The 15,173-nt window shown below is 67.9% G+C and carries 10 protein-coding genes; 9 read left to right on the forward strand and 1 reads right to left on the reverse strand.

Translation table 11 applies throughout. From position 1 onward, the window contains the following. The first annotated feature begins 15 nt into the window (after positions 1-15). Both ACZ43N_RS01055 and ACZ43N_RS01060 read left to right on the forward strand, forming a co-directional pair. Entirely contained in the window at positions 16-1,089 is a 1,074-nt protein-coding gene (locus ACZ43N_RS01055) for a lytic polysaccharide monooxygenase auxiliary activity family 9 protein (RefSeq protein ID WP_468094221.1), read from the forward strand. Positions 1,090-1,667: 578 nt separating this feature from the next. Next, positions 1,668-1,958, forward strand: coding sequence for a hypothetical protein (locus ACZ43N_RS01060; protein WP_468094222.1), 291 nt, complete (start codon positions 1,668-1,670; stop codon positions 1,956-1,958). A 263-nt stretch (positions 1,959-2,221) separates the two neighbouring features. Here the strand turns inward: ACZ43N_RS01060 and ACZ43N_RS01065 are convergent, their stop codons facing one another. Beyond that, entirely contained in the window at positions 2,222-6,016 is a 3,795-nt protein-coding gene (locus ACZ43N_RS01065) for a GH92 family glycosyl hydrolase (protein ID WP_468094223.1), read from the reverse strand. 485 nt (positions 6,017-6,501) lie between these two features. Between ACZ43N_RS01065 and ngcE the strand changes: the two genes are divergently transcribed. The 7 genes from ngcE (at position 6,502) to ACZ43N_RS01100 (ending at position 15,021) form a co-directional block, all read left to right on the forward strand. Beyond that, positions 6,502-7,971, forward strand: a complete 1,470-nt coding sequence (ngcE, locus tag ACZ43N_RS01070) for an N-acetylglucosamine/diacetylchitobiose ABC transporter substrate-binding protein (protein ID WP_468094224.1) — start codon at positions 6,502-6,504, stop codon at positions 7,969-7,971. Between the two features lie 138 nt (positions 7,972-8,109). Next, a complete protein-coding gene (locus ACZ43N_RS01075) occupies positions 8,110-9,039 on the forward strand; it encodes a carbohydrate ABC transporter permease (RefSeq protein WP_468094225.1) in 930 nt (309 codons plus the stop codon). 20 nt (positions 9,040-9,059) lie between these two features. Next, complete coding sequence (locus ACZ43N_RS01080) at positions 9,060-9,992, forward strand: carbohydrate ABC transporter permease (protein ID WP_468094226.1); 933 nt, start codon at positions 9,060-9,062, stop codon at positions 9,990-9,992. A gap of 209 nt (positions 9,993-10,201) precedes the next feature. Beyond that, the gene (locus ACZ43N_RS01085) at positions 10,202-11,401 is read left to right on the forward strand and encodes an ROK family transcriptional regulator (protein WP_468094227.1); all 1,200 of its coding nucleotides are present in this window, start codon (positions 10,202-10,204) and stop codon (positions 11,399-11,401) included. Positions 11,402-11,537: 136 nt separating this feature from the next. Continuing rightward, on the forward strand, positions 11,538-12,623 hold the full coding sequence (locus ACZ43N_RS01090) for a sugar ABC transporter substrate-binding protein (RefSeq protein ID WP_468094228.1): 1,086 nt from the start codon (positions 11,538-11,540) through the stop codon (positions 12,621-12,623). 269 nt (positions 12,624-12,892) lie between these two features. After that, a complete protein-coding gene (locus tag ACZ43N_RS01095) occupies positions 12,893-13,684 on the forward strand; it encodes an ATP-binding cassette domain-containing protein (RefSeq protein ID WP_468094229.1) in 792 nt (263 codons plus the stop codon). Beyond that, positions 13,681-15,021, forward strand: a complete 1,341-nt coding sequence (locus tag ACZ43N_RS01100; RefSeq protein WP_468094230.1) for a sugar ABC transporter permease — start codon at positions 13,681-13,683, stop codon at positions 15,019-15,021. Before ACZ43N_RS01095 ends, ACZ43N_RS01100 begins: the two co-directional genes overlap by 4 nt. The last annotated feature ends 152 nt before the right edge of the window (positions 15,022-15,173 follow it).

A 15,173-nucleotide genomic window follows, 5' to 3' on the forward strand; every position in this document is an offset into this window, starting at 1 on the left:
CAAGGAGCGTTTGTCATGCACGTGACTATCTTGCGATCGAGGCTGCCCAAGCGGCACCGCGCGCTGCTGCTCGTCCTGCTTGCCCTCGTGACGACGATCCCGGCGCTCGGCCTGGTCGTCACCGCCGGCAGCGGCAAGGCGGAGGCGCACGGCACGCCGATGAAGCCCGGCAGCCGTACCTTCCTGTGCTGGCAGGACGGGCTGACCGACGCCGGTGAGATCAAACCGGTCAACCCGGCCTGCCGGGCGGCGCAGCAGACGAGCGGGACGACCCCGTTCTACAACTGGTTCTCGGTGCTCCGCTCGGACGGCGCCGGCCGCACCCGGGGCTTCGTCCCGGACGGCCAGTTGTGCAGTGGCGGCAACCCCAACTTCACCGGGTTCAACACGCCCAGCAGGGACTGGCCGCTGACCCATCTCACCGCCGGCGCGAACGTTGACTTCTCGTACAACGCGTGGGCGGCACACCCGGGTTGGTTCTACGTGTACATCACCAAGGACGGCTTCGATCCGACGAAGACGCTCACCTGGAACGACATCGAGGACCGGCCGTTCCTGAGCGTCGACCACCCGCCGCTGAACGGCAGCCCGGGCACGGTCGAGGCCAACTACTCCTGGCGGGGCCAACTCCCCGCGAACAAGTCGGGCCGTCACATCATCTACATGGTGTGGCAGCGCTCCGACAGCCAGGAGACCTTCTACTCCTGCTCCGACGTCGTCTTCGACGGCGGCAACGGCGAGGTGACCGGCATCAAGGAGCCGGGCAACCCCACCGAGCCGGTCCCCGGTCAGTGCTCCGCGACCCGCCGTACGACGGGCACCTGGAGCGGCGGCTACCAGTCCGAGGTCGTCGTCAAGAACACCGGCGACGTGCCGATGCTCGGCTGGATGGTCGACTGGACCCTGCCGAGCGGCCAGCGGATCGACAGCCTCTGGAGCGGCAGCGCCACCTACAGCGGACAGAACGTGATGGTCCACAACGCCAACTGGAACGGGTCGCTGGCCCCCGGCGCGACGGCGACATTCGGGTACGTCGTACAAGGACCGGGAGGTGATTCCAGTACGACACTGCCCTGCCGGGTGGGCTAGGCCTGTCGTTCGGATCATCGAGCGGACCCGATGAAGACGCCTGCGATGCGCGGTGCGGCCAGGTAGACGGTGGCGGTCTTGTCGCGTCGAGCGGCAAGGCCGCGCCACTGCTCGCGCCTGTCGGGCGGATGGAAGTGCCGACTCGCCGGCTCCTTCCGCGGTCACGGTCCACGACCTCCCTCCCCTCCCGCCGCACGGTCGCGACGGCGATCGTCTCCAGCCCGGCCTGGCGCCGCTTCCTCACCTTCCACGCCCTGACCGTGCTCGCCCTCTCGACGGTCATCCTCTCCTTGCTGCCCCTCATGAGGGGGAGCTTCGACATGTCAGCGGCGCGCCGGCTCCTTCCTTCTCCACCGTCGGAGCCATCATCGGCGGCCTCGTCGTCAAGGCCGGTCGGGTCTACTCAAGCCTGCGCTGGGACACGGCCCTCGCGGGCTCCGGCACCCTGACGGCGGCACTGCTCGGTGGGACGCAGTGGATCCTCGCGGCCGCCCTCGTCCTGTTCGGCCTCGGCTTCACCGTGTACCTCAGGCCGGCCGGACTCCTCGTCCGGCTCCACGCCCCCGCCCGCCTGCTCGGTGCCTGGCACGGGCTCCTCGACGCCGTCATCTGTCGTCGGCGCCGGGGCCATCCTCGCCACCGGCTTCCTCTTCGACCGCTTCGGAGGCAGGCCGGTGTACCTCGCCGTCGGCGCGCTCCTTCTGGTCACCGCAGCCCTGGGGTCCACCTTCGGCGCCCAGGACCGGCAGAACCTCGGCTCGACCTCCCTGTGCCCGCCCCCGATCCCACCGCATGAGCACGATCTTCCGCCTTCCGTCCGTCCGGCTGGTCGCGACGAGGGACTGGGGCCGGGGCAGACGCTCGAATAGGCGCTGAGGTGCTCGGGCGGACCGGGCGAGCGGGCGGTGTGTGCCCACCCGGTCCGTGAGCCGGGCCGGTACGGGGGAAACCGGCTCGGAGGGGAAATGGTTCGGAAGGGAAATGGTTCGGGTGACCACCCGGGACAGGACAACGTTGTCGAGTGGTCTATACAAGACTCTATCCCGGCAACGACCCGCGCCGTCAAGTCAGTTGGGGCCCGGCGAGCTGCTGCCGGGCCCCTTGCGTGTGCATAGAGTTCTCCGCCCCGGCGTCAGGACAGCAGTTCCACCTCCGCGAGGGTTGCCGGGGCGTCGAGGACCAGGCGGTAGTGCCGGTAGGCCCTCGGGGCGGGTACGGAGAACGCCCGGGTCTGGCGGTCCCAGGCGAACGACTCGTCCGACCGTCGGTCGACGGTCTTCCAGGTGCTGCCGTCCACCGAGCCCTGGAGGGTCCACCCGGTCGGCGCCTCGGCGCGGTCGGACGACGTCAGCGTGTACTGCACGGCCTTGGTGCGGGCGGCCACCGGCAGTTCGGCCGTCGTCACCGTGGTCTTCGTCGACGAGGTGTTGTCGAACAGCTCCCCGTCGCCCTCGATGGCGTCCGAGCGCGGCGACGGCACCTTGTCGTCCTTGGTGATCGACACCGGTGCGGCGCTCTCGCCCGTGCCCCACCGCGACGGCCTCGGCCCCATGTCGAACTCCAGGACCCCGCCCTTCGCGATCAGCGCGTGCGGCAGCGACGTCGACCGCCACGCCTTGCCGTTGACCTTCAAGCCCTGAACGTAGAGGTTCCTCGCGCTGTTCCTCGGGGCCCGGACCACGAGGTCCCTGCCGTTCTCCAGATGGACCGTCGCCCTGGTGAACAGGGGCGATCCGATCGCGTACTCGCCGCTGCCCATCACCAGCGGATAGAACCCGAGCGCGGAGAAGAGGTACCAGGCCGACTGCTCGCCGTTGTCCTCATCGCCGTGGTAGCCCTGGCCGATGGCGCTGCCGACGTACAACCGGGAGAGCACCTCGCGGGCCTTCTCCTGTGCCTTCCACGGCTGGCCGGCCGCGTCGTACATGTAGATCGCGTGATGGGCGACCTGGTTGGAGTGGCCGTACATGCCCATCCGTACGTCACGAGCCTCGGTCATCTCGTGGATGACGCCGCCGTAGGAGCCGGTGAGGTCGGGCGAGGCCGTCTCCGGGGTGGAGAAGTAGGTGTCCAGCTTCCTCGCCAGCCCGCCCCGGCCGCCGTACAGGTTCGCCAGGCCCTTGCTGTCCTGCGGCGCGGTGAACGCGTAGCCCCAGCCGTTGGTCTCCGTGTAGTCGTGGCCCCAGACCCGCGGGTCGTACTCCGAGGAGTCCAGCCGCCACTTCCCGGTGGCGTCCCGGCCCTGGAAGAAGCCGGCCTCCCTGTCGAACAACTCGACGTAGTCCCGTGCCCGGTCCAGGAAGTACGCCGACTCCTCCCGGTACCGCTGCTCACCGGTCCTCTCGTACAGGGCCCGGCCCATCCGGGCGATGCCGTAGTCGTTGAGATAGCCCTCCAGCGCCCAGGACAGACCCTCGTGGGTCTCGGTGCCGGTGTAGCCGAGGAAGGGGGAGGAGGTCATGCCCTTGCGGCCGACGCCCGGGTTCGGCGGGACGACCGTGGCGTTCTTGACGGCCGCCTCGTACGCCGCCTTCGCGTCGAAGTCGACGCCCTTGACGTATGCGTCCGCGAACGCCACATCCGACGAGGTGCCCGTCATCAGGTCCGCGTACCCGGGGGAGGACCAGCGGGAGGTCCAGCCGCCGTCCTTGTACTGCTGCACGAAACCGTCGACCAGCTCACCCGCCCGGGACGGCGTCAGCAGGGAGTACGCGGGCCAGGTCGTCCGGTATGTGTCCCAGAAGCCGTTGTTGACGTACACCTTGCCCTCGACGATCTTCGCGCCGGTGTGCGTCGGGGTGTCCGGACCCGGCATGGGGGAGAACGGCGAGGCGTACCGGTAGGTCGAACCGACCTTCTCGAAGCCGGAGTTGGGGTACAGGTACAGCCGGTACAGACTGGAGTACAGCGTGGTCAGCTGGTCGGGGGTCGCGCCCTCGACCTCCACCCGGCCGAGGAGCCGGTCCCACTGCGCCCGCGCCCGGTCCCGTACCGTCTCGAAGTCGGTGCCCTCCGGGATCTCCTGGCGCAGATTGTCCTTCGCCTGGTCGAGGCCGATGAGGGACGTGGCCAGGCGGAGGGTCACCGTCCGGTCCGCGCCCGCGTCGAAGCGGAGGTGGCCCTTCACCCCGGAGGAGCCGCCGCCGGTCACCGGTGCGTCGAACACCCCGTACACGAAGAGCCGGGTTGCGCCCGTCGACAACCCGGACTTCACATCCGAGAATCCCGTGACGACCCCGGCGTCCTTGTCCAGGGTCAGGCCCGCCTGGTCCGTGACGTTGTCGAAGAGGACGCTCGCCTCGTCCCCCGGATAGGTGAAGCGGAGCACCGCCGCGTGGTCCGTCGGCGCCATCTCCGCCTTGATCCCGTTCTCGAAACGGACCCCGTAATAGTACGGTCGGGCCGTCTCGTTCTCGTGCCGGAACGGCAGCGCCCGCGCCGTGCGGCCCAGGTCGGGAGTGCCGGCGGCGGCCGACGGCATCACCTGGAAGGTCTGCCGGTCACCCATCCAGGGGCTCGGCTCATGACTCGCGCTGAACGCCTGGACGGTGGGGAGGTTGTCCGCGTTGTTGGCCCGCGCGTAGTCGTACAGCCAGCTGAGAGAGCCCGCGTTGGTCACCGGCGTCCAGAAGTTGAAGCCATGGGGGACCGCCGTCGCCGGGAAGTTGTTGCCGCGGGAGAAGCCGCCGCTGGAGTTCGTCCCCCTGGTGGTCACCGCGTAGTCGGAGAGGTGTGCCTTCGGCCGCTCGGGCGCCCGCACCCGCAGGGTCACGTCGTCGAGCCAGCCGCGGAACCTCGCCGGCCCCTTCGGCGAGTCGTACGCCACCAGGACCCGGTCCACCGTCTTTCCGGCCGCGGCCGACCCGATCCGGGAGACGACGTCGTTCCACTGGTTGACGTACAGCACCTTCGCCGCGCCCTGCCCACGCGGCGTGAGGGGGAATCCGTGCTGGTCGACGGCGCGCAGCTCACTCAGCGAGGTGCCGTCCGTGAAGACCAGGTCGACCGCGACATGGGTGGCGTCGTAGTCCAGGTCGCCGTCCGCCATGGACGGGAAGATCCGGTACGCCAGCTCGGTGTTCCGCCCGACGGCCACGTCCACGTCGAAGACCTTGTTGAACGAGTGGGCCGGGCCGTCCGCCGTGTGCCGGCCCGCGTACCGCAGCGCCCGCTTCCCGGTGAAGCCCACCCCGGCCTTGGCGGTCGCCGAGCCGCTCGGCCCCCGGTCCGTGTGGGTGCGCATCTCCTTCGGCGCGGGCGCTTGGCCGCCGGTGGAGAACTGCACGTCGGCGAGCTGGGTGATGGTGGAGGCCCCGTTGTTCCGGGTGATGTCCAGCCGGAAGTGGCGGTACCCGGCGACCGCGTCGGCGGCGATGTCGTACGACTTGGTCAGATACCGCTCGGGGAAGGACTCGCCGGTGCGGGTGTCGAGGGTCCGCCACTCCTTGCCGTCGGCGGAACCCTTCAGGGTCCAGTCCTTCGGGTCGCGTCCTTCGGCGTCGTTCGCCGAGGTCAGCGCGTAGGTCACCACCTCGGCGGGTCTGTCGAGGTCGAACTCCACCCAGCCGGTGGGCTGGAAGGAGAGCCACTTGGTGCCGGGCTCGCCGTCGACCAGGTTCTCCTTGACCTCACCGCCGGAGGTGTTCTCGCCGCTCGCCCGGACGTCGGTCACCCGGTCGGTGATGTTGCCGGGGATTCCGGTGCTGTAGCCGCCGTCGACGCCGGAGGCGCGGGGGGAGCCGTCCGGCGCGGTGTCGACGGTGTCGGTCCAGTCCGGTGCCGGATCCCCCGATTCGAACGAGGAACTGAACTCCCGGTCGGCCGTCGCCGGCCGGGTCGGTAACGCGACGGCGCCCCCCTGCGAGGCCACCACCAGAGCGAGCGCGGCGGCGCCGAGCGCCACCGTGGATCCCCATCCGTGCCGCATGCCCGAGCACCCTCCCTGCGGCCTGATCACCCCGCTCGACCGCCTGAACGATCAAGAAGGGGCCAGACAGTGGACAACGTTGTCTGCCGTGGTGCGCAGGGACCAGTAGTGGTTCAAGTGGTGGGTGGTGTCAAGGGTGTTGAGTGAGCCATCCGGGTCGAACAGCGGGGAATTTGTGGTCGAGCGGCGCATGGACGCTCGTATTTCCGCGAGGTCTCAACTCGGAAAAGACCAATGGCCAACCTTGCATTCGATCTTGCTCCCTTGGCGGGAAGTGGACTATACCTGTCGGCGTCCGCATCGTGGCCGCACGACTGCGGACGGGCACTACCTGGGGGGAATTACCGGTGGGCGCGGACGTGTCCGCGCGCGGACCGCCGTCTTGCCCCTGTTGAATCCTCACGCACGACCCCAGCTTGAACCGATCGCGGTGCCGGGAGGATCCGGTTCACCGCCTGAGTCCTGGAGAAGGCGAGGACTTGAGCATGGGATCCACGACCGCTGAGAACAACGAGCCCGAGGCTTACGGCACCACCACCGCGGAGGGTGTGGGCCGCCGCGATCTGATCAAGCGATCCGCCGCGCTGGGCCTGATCACCGTCCCCACGATGAGCTTCCTGTCCGCCTGTGCGAGCGGTGGCGGGGGTGACGACTCCTCCGAGGACGCCCAGGGCGAGACGTCCAAGTCCAACCCCTTCGGCGTCAAGAAGGGCAGCAAGCTCGACGTCGTCATCTTCAAGGGCGGCTACGGCGACGCCTACGCGAAGGCGTGGGAGGCCGCCTTCCAGAAGAAGTGGGGCGTCACCTCCACCCACACCGGCACCCAGGAGATCACCGGAAAACTCCAGCCCCGGTTCAACGCGGGCAACCCGCCGGACATCGTCGACGACTCCGGCGCCCAGCAGATCCCGATCGACGTCCTCTACAAGAACGACCAGCTCCTCGACCTGGCCGCGGTCCTGGACTCCCCCTCGATCGACGACCCCGCCAAGAAGGTCCGCGACACCCTCATCCCCGGCACGCTCGACGCGGGCATGCAGGAGGACAAGGTCGTCGCCCTCAACTACATCTACACGGTGTGGGGCCTGTGGTACTCCGGCAAGCTCTTCAAGGACAACGGCTGGGAGGAGCCCAAGACCTGGGCGGACTTCCTCACCATCTGCAAGGAGGCCAAGGCCAAGGGCATCGGCGGCCTCGCCCACCAGGGCAAGTACCCGTACTACATCAACGTCGCCATCATGGACCTGATCGCCAAGACCGGCGGCCTCGACGCCATGAAGGCCATCGACAACCTCGACCCGAAGGCGTTCGTCGGCTCCGACGCCGCGAAGGCCGGTGTCGAGGCGATCTACGAGATCGTCGAGAAGGGCTATCTGATGCCCGGCACCAACGGCCTCACCCACACCGAGTCCCAGACCCGCTGGAACCAGTACAAGGCCGTGTTCATCACCTCCGGTTCCTGGCTGGAGAACGAGCAGCTCAAGCAGACCCCGGCCGACTTCGACATGAAGTTCATGCCGATGCCGCTGCTGCCCGACAGCGTGATGCCCTTCGAGGCGATCCGGGCCGGCTCCGGCGAGCCGTTCATCATCCCCGCCAAGGCGAAGAACCTGCCGGCGGCCAAGGAGTTCATGCGGATGATGCTGTCCAAGGAATGGTCGACGCTGTTCGCCAAGGAAGCGAACTCCCTGACCATCCTGAAGGACGGCGTCGACCCCGGCGTACAGCTGCGGCCCGGTACGCAGTCCACGGTCGAGGCGTCGAAGGCCGCCGGCGACAACACCTTCCGTTACCTGTACACCGAGTGGTACAGCGAGATGGACACGGCGATCCAGAACGCGTCGAACGAGCTGATGGCGAAGCGGATCCAGCCGGCCGAGTGGCTGAAGCGGGCGCAGGCGGCCGTGGACAAGCAGGCGAAGGACCCGGATTCCAAGAAGAACCGCCGGGACTGAGGGAGCTTTCGGGCGTCATGGGGGGCTGAGTACCGCGGTGGGCCGCCGGTTCACCGTGGACGGCTTGTCGCGCAGCTCCCCGCGCCCTCGAAGCGCGCGGGCCTCTCGTCTCACGGAACCCAAGGCAGGATCACGCCAATGCGCAAAGGGCAGTACCGGTTCGTCGCGGGGTTTTTGATCGTCCCCGTGGCGCTTTACCTGATCTTCGTCATCTGGCCCTACGTCCAGACCTTCGGCTATTCGCTGACGGACTGGAGGGGACAGTCCCAGACGTTCCGCTTCGTGGGGCTGGACAACTACACCGCATTGTTCCAGGACGACATCTTCCTCAAGGCCATCTGGCACAACATCCTTTTCCTGGTGTTCATCCCGGTGATCACCATCCTGCTCGCCCTGTTCTTCGCGTTCATGCTGAACGCGGGCGGGCGCGGCCGGGCCGGCGGGGTCTCGGGGGTCGCCGGGTCGGGGTTCTACAAGATCGTCTACTTCTTCCCGCAGGTCCTGTCGCTGGCGATCCTCGCGGTGCTGTTCGGCGCGGTGTACCGCAGCGACAGTGGCGGCATGCTCAACGGTTTCCTCATGAAACTGGGGCTGGTCGACGAGAGCAGCCCCGTCGAATGGCTGAACGAACCGAATGTCGTGCTCTGGGCGCTGATCGCGGTCGTCGTCTGGCACGGCGTCGGCTTCTACCTGGTGCTGTTCTCCGCTGCCATGCAGGCCATCCCGAGGGACATCTACGAGGCCGCGCTGATCGACGGCGCCGGCCGCGCCCACACCTTCTTCCGGATCACCCTGCCCCTGCTCTGGGACTCCGTGCAGACCGCCTGGGTCTACCTCGGCATCGCGGCGATGGACATGTTCATCCTGGTCTCCACCATGACCGCGGGGGAGTACGGCGGTGGCCCCGACCATCACAGCGAGGTCATGGCGACCGTGATGATGCGGAACTTCCTGCTGTACGGCAAGAGCGGATACGCCTGCGCCATGGGCGTGGTGATGCTGCTCCTCACCCTGATCGTGTCGGTGGTCATGCTGCGCGCCACCCGCCGTGAACGCGTCGAGTTCTGAAGCCGGAGATGACGGAAAAGATGAGCGCACCCCTCAAGACCGCCTCCCCCGGCGACTCGGCCCCCACCGGCCCGGCCGTCACCAAGGGCCGGACCAACCCCGGTGACGAACGCGGCGAAGGCGTCGTCCTGAACGTCTTCTCGCACGGCTTCCTCGCCGTGTGGGCCCTGATGATCGTGCTGCCCCTGCTGTGGCTGATCCTCAGCTCCTTCAAGACCGACGCCCAGATCGGCGGCTCGGCCTTCGGCTGGCCGGAGAACTGGTCCCTGGACGTGTTCTCCCGCGCGTGGGACAAGGGCATCGGCGACTACTTCCTCAACACGGTCATCGTGCTGTTCTTCTCCGTGCCGCTGACCATGCTGTTCGGCTCGATGGCCGCGTACGTGCTGGCCCGCTACCAGTTCTGGGGCAACCGGCTGCTGTACTTCTTCTTCGTCGCCGGAGCCATGTTCCCGGTCTTCCTGGCGCTGGTCCCGCTGTTCTTCATGGTCAAGCGCCTCGACATGCTGAACAGCTACCAGGGGCTGATCCTGGTCTACGTCGCCTACTCGCTCCCGTTCACCGTGTTCTTCATGCACGCCTTCTTCCGGACCCTGCCCACGGCGGTCTTCGAGGCGGCCATCCTGGACGGGGCCTCGCACACCAGGACCTTCTTCCAGGTGATGCTTCCCATGGCGAAGCCGGGCCTGATCAGCGTGGGCATCTTCAACACCCTCGGCCAGTGGAACCAGTACATTCTGCCCACGGTGCTCATGCAGCCGCAGAGCGGTGACGACCCCGAGCGATACGTCCTCACCCAGGGCCTGGTCCAGCTCCAGCAGCAACAGGGATACGCCTCTGACCTGCCCGTTCTCTTCGCAGGTGTCACCATCGCGATGATCCCGATGCTTGTCGTCTACCTCTCCTTCCAGCGCCAGGTGCAGGCCGGCCTGACGTCGGCGACCCTGAAGTAGTAAGGAGTGCATCCGGACCACCCCGACGTAGCGCCTCAGTGACATTTAGTGGTCAATTGGCGACGCCAGTTTCCGTCAAGGACTTGACTGCGGTAACCCGTTCAGCGGAGCTTGGAGTTCACAACTTGTAAGTGACCCGGGATCCGCGGCTTTGACCTGGGTCACGGGCGGCGGGGGCCGTCCGGCCTGGGACAGGAGTGGATGAGTCGATGGAGACTCCGGGGTCGCAGTCGTCGCTGCACCGAGCAAATCTCGAACGCGTGGTCCGGGCGGTGCGTCTCGCCGGCTCGCTCACGCAGGCGGAGATCGCCCGAACGACGGGCCTGTCCGCGGCCACGGTCTCCAACATCGTGCGCGAACTCAAGGACGGCGGAACGGTCGAGGTCACGCCCACGTCGGCGGGCGGTCGCCGGGCTCGCGCGGTCTCCCTCAGCGGGGACGCCGGGATCGTCATCGGTGTGGACTTCGGACACACCCATTTGCGCGTCGCGATCGGAAACCTCGCTCATCAGGTGCTGGCCGAGGAGTCCGAGCCGCTCGACGTGGACGCCTCCTCCGCCCAGGGGTTCGACCGGGCGGAGCAGCTGGTCACCCGGTTGATCGAGGCCACCGGGGTGAATCCCACGAAGATCGCGGGCGTCGGCCTCGGTGTGCCGGGGCCCATCGACGTCGAGTCCGGGACGCTGGGCTCCACCGCCATCCTGCCGGGCTGGACCGGCACCAACCCCGCCGCCGAGATGCGCCACCGCCTGGGCGTACCGGTCCACGTGGACAACGACGCCAACCTCGGCGCCCTCGGTGAGCTGGTCTGGGGCAGTGGCCGCGGGGTGCGGGACCTGGCCTACATCAAGGTGGCCAGCGGTGTCGGTGCCGGGCTGGTGATCGACGGCAAGATCTACCGGGGCCCCGGTGGCACAGCGGGAGAAATCGGGCATATTACTCTTGATGAATCCGGCCCGGTCTGCCGTTGCGGCAACCGCGGCTGCCTGGAGACCTTCGCCGCCGCACGCCATGTGCTGCCGCTCCTCCAGTCCAGCCACGGGACCGATCTGACGATGGAAGGCGTCGTGCGGTTGGCGAGGGACGGGGATCCGGGCTGTCGCCGGGTGATCGCCGACGTCGGCCGCCACATCGGAAGTGGAGTCGCCAATCTCTGCAATCTGTTGAACCCGAGCCGCGTCGTCCTCGGTGGCGATCTCGCCGAGGCCGGGGAGCTGGTGCTCGGGCCCATAAGGGAGTCGGTCGGCCGGTACGCGATCCCGAGCGCCGCACGTCAACTCTCGGTGCTGCCAGGGGCACTTGGTGGTCGCGCGGAGGTCCTCGGGGCACTCGCGCTGGCCCTCAGTGAGATGGGTGATTCGACCCTTTTGGACGGAACCCTGTCCGCGGCAACCCCTGCCTTCACTTAGAGAACGAAACGCGCCGTTGCCAAGCCGTTAAGGATTTACTTCTTGACGTCGTACGTGTGGCCGAGTTGACTTCCAGCCACCTCGGCCGCAGTGCTGCGGCCCGTGTCAGGGAGGCACAACCCAAATGAACGCAACGATGCGTAGAGTCGTGATCGGCGCCACCGCGGTATCGCTGGCGCTCTCCGTGGCCGCCTGCGGCAAGGCCGGCGACGACAACGACTCGGACAGCGGCAGTGGCTCGGACAAGAAGTCCATCGGTCTGCTCCTGCCGGACAATGTCACCGCGCGCTACGAGAAGTTCGACAAGCCGTACTTCGAGACCAAGGTCAAGGAGCTCTGCTCCGACTGTGACGTCCAGTACGCGAACGCCGCTGCTGACCCGAACAAGCAGGCTCAGCAGATGAGCACCATGGTGACCAAGGGCGTCAAGGTCATCGTCGTCTCCGCCCAGGACTCCGCCGCGATCAAGTCCTCCATCCAGTCCGCGGTGGACAAGGGCGTCAAGGTCGTCGCCTACGACCGCCTCGCCCAGGGCCCGGTCTCGGCCTACGTCTCCTTCGACAACGTCAAGGTCGGCGAGCTCCAGGGCCAGGCCCTGCTCGACGCCCTCGGTGACAAGGCGACCAAGAAGTCCAAGGTCGTCATGATCAACGGTGATGACGCCGACCCGAACGCCGGCCAGTTCAAGGAGGGCGCGCACAAGGCCCTGGACGGCAAGGTCGACATCGCCTACGAGCAGTCCGGTCTCTGGAAGGACACCGTCGCCGCCGAGAAGATGTCCGCGGCGATCACCCAGCTGGGCGCCAAGAACATCGCCGGTGTCTACGCCGCCAATGACGGCATGGCCGGTGGTATCGCCAACACCCTCAAGGGCGCGAAGATCGGCGACATCCCGCTGACGGGCCAGGACGCCGAGCTCGCCGCCATCCAGCGGATCGTCGCCGGCACCCAGTCCGCCACGGTCTACAAGGCCTACAAGCCGGAGGCCGACACCGCTGCCGAGCTCGCGGTCGCGCTGCTGGAGGACAAGGACATCAAGAGCCTCGCCGACTCCGAGGTGACGAGCGGCTCCGGCGACAAGGTGCCCGCCAAGCTGCTGACCCCGGTCTCGGTCACCAAGGACAACATCAAGGACACGGTCGTCAAGGACAAGCTGTACACGGTCGCGGACATCTGCACCGCCGAGTACGCCAAGGCCTGCAAGTCCGCCGGCCTGGAGTAGTCACGCCACCGCGCGTCATCCGGTCCGGGTCCCGCTGAGGGGCCCGGGCCCGGACGGCCGAGCGGCCCCGTGAAGCCCCGCCGGCGCCCGCCCCGCCAACAGACCCCGCTGCGGGGCGGGCGCCGGACGGAACCCGCCCCCGAGCGCGGCGGATCCAGGCATGTTCGCTCTGTAAACCACCGTGCGGGGCGCGGCCCTCCCGCCGCGATCCGCACGTCACTCCGCGCACACCCAAGCGCGGCATCCCCGCCGGTCAGGCGGCGAAGGAGATGGTTCACGTGTCCGCTACGCCCGTGCTGGCGTTGCGCGGAGTCTCCAAGCGATTCGGTGCGGTCCAGGCCCTCACCGACGTTGATCTGGAGGTCCACGCCGGAGAAGTGGTCGCCCTGGTGGGCGACAACGGCGCAGGCAAGTCGACCCTGGTCAAGACGATCGCGGGTGTCCACCCCATCGATGACGGCGTCATCGAGTGGCAGGGCAATCCGGTGAGGATCAACAAGCCGCACGACGCCCAGGGACTCGGCGTCGCGACGGTCTACCAGGACCTCGCGCTCTGCGACAACCTCGACGTCGTCGGCAACCTCTACCTCGGTCGCGAACTGCTGCACCGGGGCGTCATCGACGAGGTGACGATGGAGAAGAACTCCCGCGAGCTGCTGTCCACGCTCTCCATCCGCATCCCCAGCGTGCGGATCCCGATCGCGAGCCTGTCGGGTGGTCAGCGCCAGGTCGTGGCGATCGCCCGCGCCCTGATCGGCGACCCCAAGCTCGTCATCCTCGACGAGCCCACCGCCGCCCTCGGTGTCGAGCAGACCGCGCAGGTCCTCGACCTCGTCGAGCGGCTGCGGGAGCGCGACCTCGCCGTCATTCTCATCAGCCACAACATGGCCGACGTCAAGGCGGTCGCCGACACCGTCGCCGTGCTGAGGCTGGGCAAGAACAACGGCTCCTTCCCCGTGAAGGACACCAGCCACGAAGAGATCATCGCCGCGATCACGGGTGCCACGGACAACGCCGTGACCCGTCGCGCGGGGCGGCGCACCGCGGAGGCGGCAAAGTGAGTGACACGTCCAAGACCGTGAAGAGCGGCAAGGTCACCGAGGGCGAGGGCGTGGTGGAGCAGCAGGACACCGTCGCTCCCGCCGACGATCCCACGGCGGCCCCGGTCTCCGTCACGGATCCGCGGCTGCTGATCCGCGAGGAGGGCCTCAAGGGCTACTTCACCGAGTTCAAGCGCAAGGTCAAGGGCGGCGAGCTGGGCTCGCTGCCGGTGGTCATCGGCCTGATCGTCATCTGGACGATCTTCCAGCTCCAGAACGACCTCTTCCTGAGCGCCGACAACCTCTCGGACATCAGCTACTTCCTCTCGGCCACCGGCATGCTCGCCATCGGCCTGGTCTTCGTGCTGCTGCTCGGCGAGATCGACCTGTCCGTGGGTTCGGTCAGTGGTCTGGCCTCCACCCTGTTCGCCGTGCTCGCGGTGAACCAAGGCTTGAACGCCTGGTTGGCGTTGCTCCTGGCGATCCTCACCGGTATCGCCATCGGCGCGCTGCACGGCTGGTTCTTCGCCAGGATCGGCGTACCCGCGTTCGTCGTCACCCTGGCCGGCTTCCTCGGCTGGAACGGCGTGATGCTGTGGCTGCTGGGTGACAGCGGCACGATCAACATCCCCTCCGACGAGGGTCCGGTCCGCCTGCTCGGCAAGAGTTCCTTCTTCATGGACCAGGCCATCATCGGCGCGTACATCCTGGCCGGCCTCGGCGTGGTGCTCTGCCTCGTCGGCAACATCAACGAGCAGCGCCGCCGTCGGGCCGCGGGTGTGCCGTTCCGGCCGACCAGCGAGATCGCGCTGCGGGTCGGCGCGCTCGCCGTCGTGTCCTTCGTCGCCGCCGCCGTGCTCAACGACGCGGCCGGTGTCTCCAACGCGCTGGTGATCTTCCTCGGCGCGCTGGTGATCGTGGACTTCGTGCTGCGGCGCACCACGTACGGCCGTCAGGTGTTCGCGGTCGGTGGCGGTATCGAGGCGGCCCGTCGTGCCGGCATCAACGTGCCGATGGTCCGGATCACCGTGTTCGCGATCTCCGGCATGTTCGCGGCGATGGGCGGGATGTTCTTCGCCGGTCAGACCGCGAGCGCGACGCTCTCCGCCGGTGGCGGCAACACGCTGATGCTCGCGATCGCCGCCGCCGTCATCGGTGGCACCAGCCTCTTCGGCGGACGTGGATCGGTGTGGTCGGCCCTCCTCGGCATGCTCGTTATCCAGTCGATCACGACGGGCCTGAACCTGCTGAACATGAACACGTCGATCCAGTACATGATCACCGGTGCGGTGCTCCTGGGCGCCGTGGTCATCGACTCCGTCTCCCGCAGGAGCCAGAAGGCCGCGGGTCGCGCATAGCCGCGCGGCGGCGTGGTGGTCTCGCGCCCGCCGGTCCGTCCAGGCCGGTCGCGCAGTTCCCCGCGCCCCTGACGGGGCGGCAGGCAGCCCTCGCACAGAAGTGCCCGGCATCAGATCCGATGCCGGGCACTTCTCTTTCGCGCCGGACGTTT

The organism is Streptomyces sp. NPDC030814, assembly GCF_055572155.1.